The following is a 7,193-nucleotide window of genomic DNA, read 5'->3' on the forward strand; positions in this document are numbered from 1 at the left end:
CTGAGCGACGCAATTGCCCGTGGCGCGGATTCGGCTTTCACACCGGTGCAGATATCCTCCGACGAAGTGGCGGTTCTGCAATACACCGGTGGCACCACAGGCGTGTCGAAGGGCGCAACGCTGCTGCACCGCAATCTGGTGGCGAACGTGGTGCAGTCCGAGGTGTGGCGAGAACCGATCTACCGTGATCGCACCGACATCGGCCCGTACATCACCGTCGTCGCGTTGCCGCTGTATCACATCTTCGGCTTGACGATATGCGCGTTGTTGACGATGCGCTGCGGCGGCATGGGCATCCTGATACCGAATCCACGCGACATCTCCGGCATGATCGAGACGTTGCGCGGCTACGCGATCAATTCGTTTCCCGGCGTCAACACGATGTATAACGCGCTGCTCAACGATCCGGCATTCGCGACGCTCGATTTCTCGAAGCTCGTGCAGTCCACCGGCGGTGGTATGGCCGTCCAGCAAGCGGTCGCGCAACGTTGGCAGGCGGCGACGGGCGTGCCGATCGTCGAAGGATATGGGTTATCCGAAACCTCGCCGTGTGCGACCACCAATCCGCCTACGACTGCGTTCAACGGCACGGTTGGCTTGCCGCTGCCGTCGACCGAAGTGTCGATCCGCGACGACGCCGGCAACGAAGTGCCGCTCGGCCAGCCCGGTGAAATCTGCATTCGTGGTCCGCAGGTGATGGCGGGTTACTGGAACCGGCCCGACGAAACCGCCCGCGCGATGACAGCGGATGGCTTCTTCAAATCGGGCGACGTTGGGCTGATGAACGAAGCCGGTTTCGTGAAGATCGTGGATCGCAAGAAGGACATGATTCTGGTGTCGGGCTTTAACGTCTACCCGAACGAGATCGAGGATGTCGTGGCGAAGCACCCGGGTGTGTTCGAAGTCGTCGCCGTGGGCGTGCCGGACGAGCAGGCCGGCGAGGCGGTCAAGCTATTCGTCGTCAAGCGCGATCCTGCGCTGAGCGAAACGGACATTTTCAGTTTCTGCAAGGAGCAACTGACCGGCTACAAGCGGCCCAAGCTCATCGAGTTTCGGACCGAACTGCCGAAGACGAATGTCGGCAAGATCCTGCGCCGGGCCTTGCGTGACGAGGCGCAAAAGAAGGGGTAAACGCGCTGCGGCCGGGATCGTGGCGAAGCGGGATAACGGCACGCCGCAAGCCTGCGTCCTTGTCAGCAACGTTGCGCGATTCCGGGTACATTTACGTCCTCGACATCAAGCAACAGGAGTACACGATGCGCCTTCTTCACACCATGCTCCGCGTGGGCAATCTGGACCGTTCGATCAAGTTCTACACCGAATTGCTCGGCATGAAATTGCTGCGCCGCCACGACTATCCGGAGGGCAAGTTCACGCTGGCGTTCGTCGGCTATGAGGATGAAAGCGTCGCCACTGCCATTGAACTGACGCACAACTGGGACACGGAATCGTATGATCTGGGCGACGCGTTCGGTCACCTCGCCGTCGAGGTCGATGACGCGTACGCAGCCTGCGACAAGATCAAGGCACAAGGCGGCACGGTAGTGCGCGAAGCGGGTCCGATGAAACATGGCACGACCGTGATCGCGTTCGTGACCGATCCGGACGGCTACAAGATCGAGTTCATTCAGAAGAAGAAGTAAGCTTTGCGTGAGCAGCGCGCGGCGGAGTTAATTGCGCGAACCGGCGGCCACCACGGATACGAACGATGAGCGACTCGAATCCCTTCTTTGACGAGATCCAGGCGGTCAACGCCGAGGTTCAGGCGTGGTATGCCGGCACAGCAGGGCCCGGTGCGCTGGACCGCTTGATGGCGCACTTTTCCCAGCAATTTTCGATGATCCTGCCGAATGGTGCGACGCTGGACTGGCCGATGCTGCGCGAAATTTTCGAGCAGCATGGCGGACAGCGGCCCAACTTCGCAATCGAGATTACGGGCAGTGCGTTCATTGCCCTGTATCCGTCCGGGGCAGTGGTGACGTACATCGAAAGACAGTCCGACGGCGAGCACAACCGCAATGTGCGGCGCTCGACGGCGGTGCTGGAAATCGACGCGCACGGCAAGGTGCAGTGGCGGCATCTGCAGGAGACGTTCTGCTCGGAGTGAGCGAGCGCCTCGCCGAGAGCGACAAGGCGCGTCACCTTTAAAGCGTAGGCAACAGCTCGGGTGGATGGTGCTTGAGCGTCTGCCGCGCTTCGCGGAATTCCGGAAAAATCGACTCCACCGTCTCCCAGAACCGCGGGCTGTGGTTCATCTCGCGCAGATGCGCGAGTTCATGCGCGACCACGTAATCGATGATCGACAACGGGAAATGAATCAGCCGCCAGTTGAGGCGGATCTTGCCGTCGCTCGAACAACTTCCCCACCGCGTCGCCGCTGACGAAAGTGCGTAGGCGCGATAATTCACCCCCAGCTTTTCTGCGTAGATCGCGAGCCGTTCGCCGAACAGGCGCTTGGCTTCGCCTTGCAGCCAGCCTTGCACGCGGTCCTTGATCTGCTGCGGGTCGGCCTGCAACGGCAGTGGTAACGCAAGCGCCGCCTGCTGCGCGTCGAAGGCGAGCATGCCCCGCGGCGCGCCGAGCATCACGCGCACAGGTTGGCCCAGATACGGCACCTGGGCGCCGTCTTTCCAGTCAACCTGCGGCAGCGCGCGCTGCTCGACACGGGTTTGCCATTCGATCAGTTTCGAAAAAATCCAACGCTGCTTTTCGCTGATAGCGGTTTCGATGTCGGCCAGCGTGACCCAACGTGGTGCGGTGATCATCAGGCCGCTGCTGTCGATCGCAAAACCGATCGAGCGTCGCGACGAGCGTTTGAGCTGGTAGTGTAGCGTCTGCGCGCCGAGCGTCAGGCTGCGCAGTTTTGTGCCGTCGGGCGCGCGCGACGTGTCCGGCTTCTGCGATGAAGACGGCGTGGACGGCGGGAGGGCCGGCTCTGCAAAGAGCGGCAGATCGAGTTGCCGGCTATCGAGCGCCGCAGCGGGCTGCGGCGTAGGAGACTTCTGCATCGGTTTCGGCTTCGGGCAATACGCCCCGGCGCAAATACGCCTTCGAGGGCGTGGGCGCGTCAGAATTGTGCGGCCGCGGAAGTGCTGTCCGCAGCACCGTACGCGGTGGGATCGATGCGACGCATCTCAGCTTCGATCCACGTTTCGACGCGCGTGTTCACTTCATCGGGCGTGAGCCCCTTCGTGTCAATCGGTTTGCCGATCGACACTGTGACTATACCCGCATATTTGAGAAACGAGTTGCGTGGCCACACACGCCCGGCGTTGTGCGCAATCGGTACGACCGGCGCACCGGTTGCCACCGCGAAGCGTGCGCCACCGGTTTTGTATTTGCCTTGCGTGCCGGTACGCGTGCGCGTGCCTTCCGGAAACATGATGACCCACGCACCTTCTTCCATGCGCGCTTTGCCCTGCTTGATGACCGACTCGAACGCGTATTTGCCGTCCTTGCGGTTGATATGCACCATCTTCAGCAGGCCAAGCGCCCAGCCGAAAAACGGCACATACAGAAGCTCGCGTTTGAAGACGTAGCAAAGCGGGCGCGGCATCAGCGCCGGGAACGCCACGGTCTCCCACGCCGACTGGTGCTTCGACAGCAGCACGGCCGGACCATTAGGCAGATTCTCGAAGCCCTCGATGCGATAGTCGATGCTGTTCAGCCGGCGCACCACGGCGAGCGTCGAGGCGCACCAGCCGGCCGCCATCCAGTAGCGGCGCTCGGCACGCATGAACGGGAACGCGATGAAGCAGGCGATCGCGTACGGGATCGTGTAGACCACGAGGAAGATCAGCAGCAGCAGAGAACGGAGGAAGCGCATCGGCGGGGCAGTCAGTGTTAAGGACGCGCTCGGTTCGCGTCAGGCTTGTTCTGTGGCAAGAAAGTCTAACGCGAAGGCACGCAGGTCGTCGTGTACCTTGGTGCCTTCGGGCAGGCCGCCCGCGGCGAGCGTCTGGCGCCCCTTGCCGGTGAGCACAAGATGCGTAGCGAAACCGAGCGCGGCGCCCGCTTGCAGGTCGCGCAGTGAGTCGCCGACAACCGGCGTCGCCTTCGGATCGGCTTCGAAACGCTCGGCGATCATCTTCAGCATGCCGGGCTTCGGCTTACGGCACTCGCAGTGGTCCTCGGCCGTGTGCGGGCAGAAGAACACCGCGTCAATGCGTCCGCCGACGAGCGCGACCATGCGATGCATCTTCAGATGCATCGCATTGAGCGCGTTCATGTCGAACAACCCGCGCCCGATGCCCGACTGATTCGTCGCGATCGCGACGCGATAGCCGGCCTGGTTGAGCCGGGCGATCGCTTCGAGACTGCCGGGCAGCGCGACCCATTCGTCCGGCGACTTGATGAACGCGTCCGAATCGACGTTGATCACGCCATCACGGTCGAGGACAACGACTTTTTTAGGGTTGATCGGCATAGCGCGGACGCCTGGTTACGCAGCTTGTTTGTCGGTTGTTCGGCAATTGTCCGGCGATCAGGCTGCGAGTCTGGAAATGTCGGCGACGCAGTTCATCTGCTGATGCAGTGCGCCGAGCAAGGCCAGACGGTTAGCCCGCAACGCAGGATCTTCAGCGTTGACCATCACGTCGTTGAAGAAAGTGTCGACCGGTTCGCGCAAAGCAGCGAGCGCGGTCAACGCACCCGTGTAGTCACGTGCCGCTAGTTGCGACTGGACGCGCGGGGCTACCTGTTCGAGCTGTGCGTGCAAGGCTTTTTCTGCGGCTTCTTGCAGCAGATTGACCTGCACGCCACCCACCGGCGCGCCGTCCGACTTCTTCAGGATATTCGAAATGCGCTTGTTCGCTGCGGCGAGCGAAGCCGCTTCGGTGAGCGCCGAGAACTCACGCACTGCGTCGAGACGCGCGACGATGTCATCGAGACGCGTCGGGTTCAGCGCCAGCACGGCGTCGATTTCACCGGCGGAATAGCCACGCTCGCGCAGCAGGCCGCGCAGACGGTCCATGCAGAATTCGTAGATGGCCTGGGTCGAATCGACGACGTTCGGCACGGCGGCGAACTGCGCATACGCGGTGCGCAGCAGTTCGACGAGGTCGACCGGCAGCTGCTTCTCGACAAGAATCCGCAGCACGCCAAGCGCATGACGGCGAAGCGCGAACGGGTCTTTCTCGCCGGTTGGTTGCAGGCCGATGCCCCAGATGCCCACCAACGTTTCGAGCTTATCTGCCAGCGCGACGACCGTACCGGTTGACGTGGCCGGCAACGCATCGCCGGAGAAGCGCGGCTGATAATGTTCGGAGCAGGCCAGCGCGACTTCTTCCGGCTCGCCGTCGTGGCGCGCGTAGTAAGTGCCCATCGTGCCTTGCAGCTCGGGAATTCGCCGACCATGTCGGTGATCAGGTCGGCCTTGGCGAGCAGCGCGGCGCGCTTCGCGAGCGCAGCATCCGCGCCGATCAATGCGGCGATCGCGCCGGCCAGCGCTTCGACGCGTTCGACGCGTTGCAGCGCTGAGCCAAGCTTGTTGTGATACACGACGTTGGCGAGCAGCGGCACGCGGTCGGCGAGCGGCTTCTTCTTGTCCTGCTCGAAGAAGAACTTCGCATCCGCCAGGCGCGGACGAACCACGCGCTCGTTGCCTTCGATGATGTCGCCGGGCGTCGTTGTCTCGATGTTCGAGACGATCAGGAAGCGCGAGCGCAGCTTGCCGTTGGCATCGGTCAGCGCGAAGTATTTCTGGTTCGTCTGCATGGTCAGGATCAGACATTCCTGCGGCACTTGCAGGAACTCGTCCTCGAAACGGCAGGTGTACACCACCGGCCATTCGACCAGCGCGGTCACTTCGTCGAGCAGCGCTTCCGGCATCACCACCTGGTCACCCTCGGCTTGCGCGAGCAGGTGCGTGCGGATGGTTTCCTTGCGGTCCGCGAAGCTCGCGACCACATGGCCTTTGTGACGCAGCGTCTCCGCGTACGTGTCGGCGTGCTGGATCTGGACGAAACCTTCGGACAGGAAGCGATGGCCGAGCGTGGTGTCGTCGGAGTCGATACCGAGTGCCGTGACCGGCACGACCTGTTCACCGTGCAAGGCGATGAGCCGCTGCGCGGGTCGCACGAACTGGATGTTGGTGCCGTCCGGGCGCTGGTACGTCATCACCTTGGGAATCGGCAGCTTCGTGACGGTCAGCGTTTCATCCAGCGCAGCTTGCAGACCTTCGGCGAGCGTTGCGCCGGGTGCGGTATAGCGTAGGAAGAAAGCGTCAGCCTTGCCGTCCGATGCACGCTCGAGATCGTTCACCGAGAAATCGGGGAAGCCGAGCGCGGCGAGCTTCTTGGCGAGCGGCGCGGTGGGCCGACCGTCTTTGTCGAGCGCTACAGACACCGGCAGCACTTTTTCGCGCACGTGCTTTTCCGGCGCAACGTCGCGCACATTCTTGATCGTCACCGCGAGACGGCGCGGCGTGGCGTAACGTTCGAACGACAGTTCGCCTTCGATCAGGTCGCGCGCGGCGAGGCGCTGGGCGATCCCTTCGGCGAAGGCGTCGCCGAGACGCGCGAGCGCCTTGGGCGGCAATTCCTCGGTAAGCAGTTCGACGAGGAGGGTGGCGTGTTGGGGATGAGTCATCTGTTCGTGTTCTCGTCAGTCCGGGTCGATCTTGCGTTCGACTTTGAGCGGCGGCGCCCAGGCGGGCATCGCGGCGTCCTGTTCGTCAGTCGTGAGGCCGGGCACACCGTGCACCGGATTGCCGAGCATCGGGAAGCCAAGCTTCTCGCGCGATTCGTAGTAAGCCTGCGCCACCTGGCGCGACAGGTTACGAATGCGGCCGATATACGCCGCCCGCTCGGTCACCGAGATCGCGCCGCGCGCGTCGAGCAGGTTGAACGTATGGCCGGCCTTCAGCACGAGTTCGTACGCCGGCAGCGCGAGCGGCACTTCCATCATGCGCTTCGCTTCCGCTTCGTAGTTGTTGAAGAACGTGAACAGCAGATCGGTGTTTGCGTACTCGAAGTTGTAGGTGGACTGCTCGACTTCGTTCTGGTGATACACGTCGCCGTAGGACAGGCGCCGCATTTCGGGGCCGTTCGGGCCTTGCTCTTCCCACTCGGTCCACACCAGGTCGTAGACGTTCTCGACCTTCTGCAGATACATGGCGAGGCGCTCGAGTCCGTAGGTGATTTCGCCGAGCACCGGCTTGCAGTCCAGACCGCCCACTTGCTGGAAGTAGGTGA

General features: G+C 62.6%; 7 protein-coding genes and 1 pseudogene. 3 read left to right on the forward strand and 5 right to left on the reverse strand.

Annotated features, from left to right (window positions below):
• The 3 genes from M0954_RS29490 to M0954_RS29500 all read left to right on the forward strand — a co-directional run.
• A partial coding sequence (locus M0954_RS29490) for an AMP-binding protein (protein WP_297357022.1) occupies positions 1 to 1,131 on the forward strand: 1,131 nt, incomplete at its 5' end.
• A 125-nt stretch (positions 1,132 to 1,256) separates the two neighbouring features.
• Complete coding sequence (gloA, locus tag M0954_RS29495; RefSeq protein ID WP_074263391.1) at positions 1,257 to 1,643, forward strand: lactoylglutathione lyase; 387 nt, start codon at positions 1,257 to 1,259, stop codon at positions 1,641 to 1,643.
• Between the two features lie 65 nt (positions 1,644 to 1,708).
• Complete coding sequence (locus tag M0954_RS29500) at positions 1,709 to 2,107, forward strand: hypothetical protein (RefSeq protein WP_297357024.1); 399 nt, start codon at positions 1,709 to 1,711, stop codon at positions 2,105 to 2,107.
• 37 nt (positions 2,108 to 2,144) lie between these two features.
• On the opposite strand, the gene M0954_RS29505 is transcribed toward M0954_RS29500, so the two are convergent.
• The 5 genes and pseudogenes from M0954_RS29505 to M0954_RS29525 all read right to left on the reverse strand — a co-directional run.
• A complete protein-coding gene (locus M0954_RS29505) occupies positions 2,145 to 3,008 on the reverse strand; it encodes a M48 family metallopeptidase (protein ID WP_123385379.1) in 864 nt (287 codons plus the stop codon).
• A gap of 59 nt (positions 3,009 to 3,067) precedes the next feature.
• On the reverse strand, positions 3,068 to 3,826 hold the full coding sequence (locus tag M0954_RS29510) for a 1-acyl-sn-glycerol-3-phosphate acyltransferase (RefSeq protein WP_123385380.1): 759 nt from the start codon (positions 3,824 to 3,826) through the stop codon (positions 3,068 to 3,070).
• 39 nt (positions 3,827 to 3,865) lie between these two features.
• Positions 3,866 to 4,426, reverse strand: a complete 561-nt coding sequence (gene gmhB, locus M0954_RS29515; protein ID WP_122153407.1) for a D-glycero-beta-D-manno-heptose 1,7-bisphosphate 7-phosphatase — start codon at positions 4,424 to 4,426, stop codon at positions 3,866 to 3,868.
• A 57-nt stretch (positions 4,427 to 4,483) separates the two neighbouring features.
• A pseudogene (glyS, locus tag M0954_RS29520) lies at positions 4,484 to 6,588 on the reverse strand (glycine--tRNA ligase subunit beta).
• Between the two features lie 15 nt (positions 6,589 to 6,603).
• Positions 6,604 to 7,193 (reverse strand): glycine--tRNA ligase subunit alpha (locus M0954_RS29525; RefSeq protein WP_297357026.1); only part of this gene is annotated, 590 nt, incomplete at its 5' end.

This window comes from Paraburkholderia sp., assembly GCF_026225065.1.
GTDB lineage: Bacteria > Pseudomonadota > Gammaproteobacteria > Burkholderiales > Burkholderiaceae > Paraburkholderia.

What these genes read in the sequence shown, in the direction of transcription:
- M0954_RS29500 (WP_297357024.1), top strand. Translation starts at nt 1,709, where the DNA reads ATGAGCGACTCGAATCCCTTCTTTGACGAGATCCAGGCGGTCAACGCC.
- M0954_RS29505 (WP_123385379.1), bottom strand. Translation starts at nt 3,008, where the DNA reads ATGCAGAAGTCTCCTACGCCGCAGCCCGCTGCGGCGCTCGATAGCCGG.
- gmhB (WP_122153407.1), bottom strand. Translation starts at nt 4,426, where the DNA reads ATGCCGATCAACCCTAAAAAAGTCGTTGTCCTCGACCGTGATGGCGTG.
- gloA (WP_074263391.1), top strand. Translation starts at nt 1,257, where the DNA reads ATGCGCCTTCTTCACACCATGCTCCGCGTGGGCAATCTGGACCGTTCG.
- M0954_RS29510 (WP_123385380.1), bottom strand. Translation starts at nt 3,826, where the DNA reads ATGCGCTTCCTCCGTTCTCTGCTGCTGCTGATCTTCCTCGTGGTCTAC.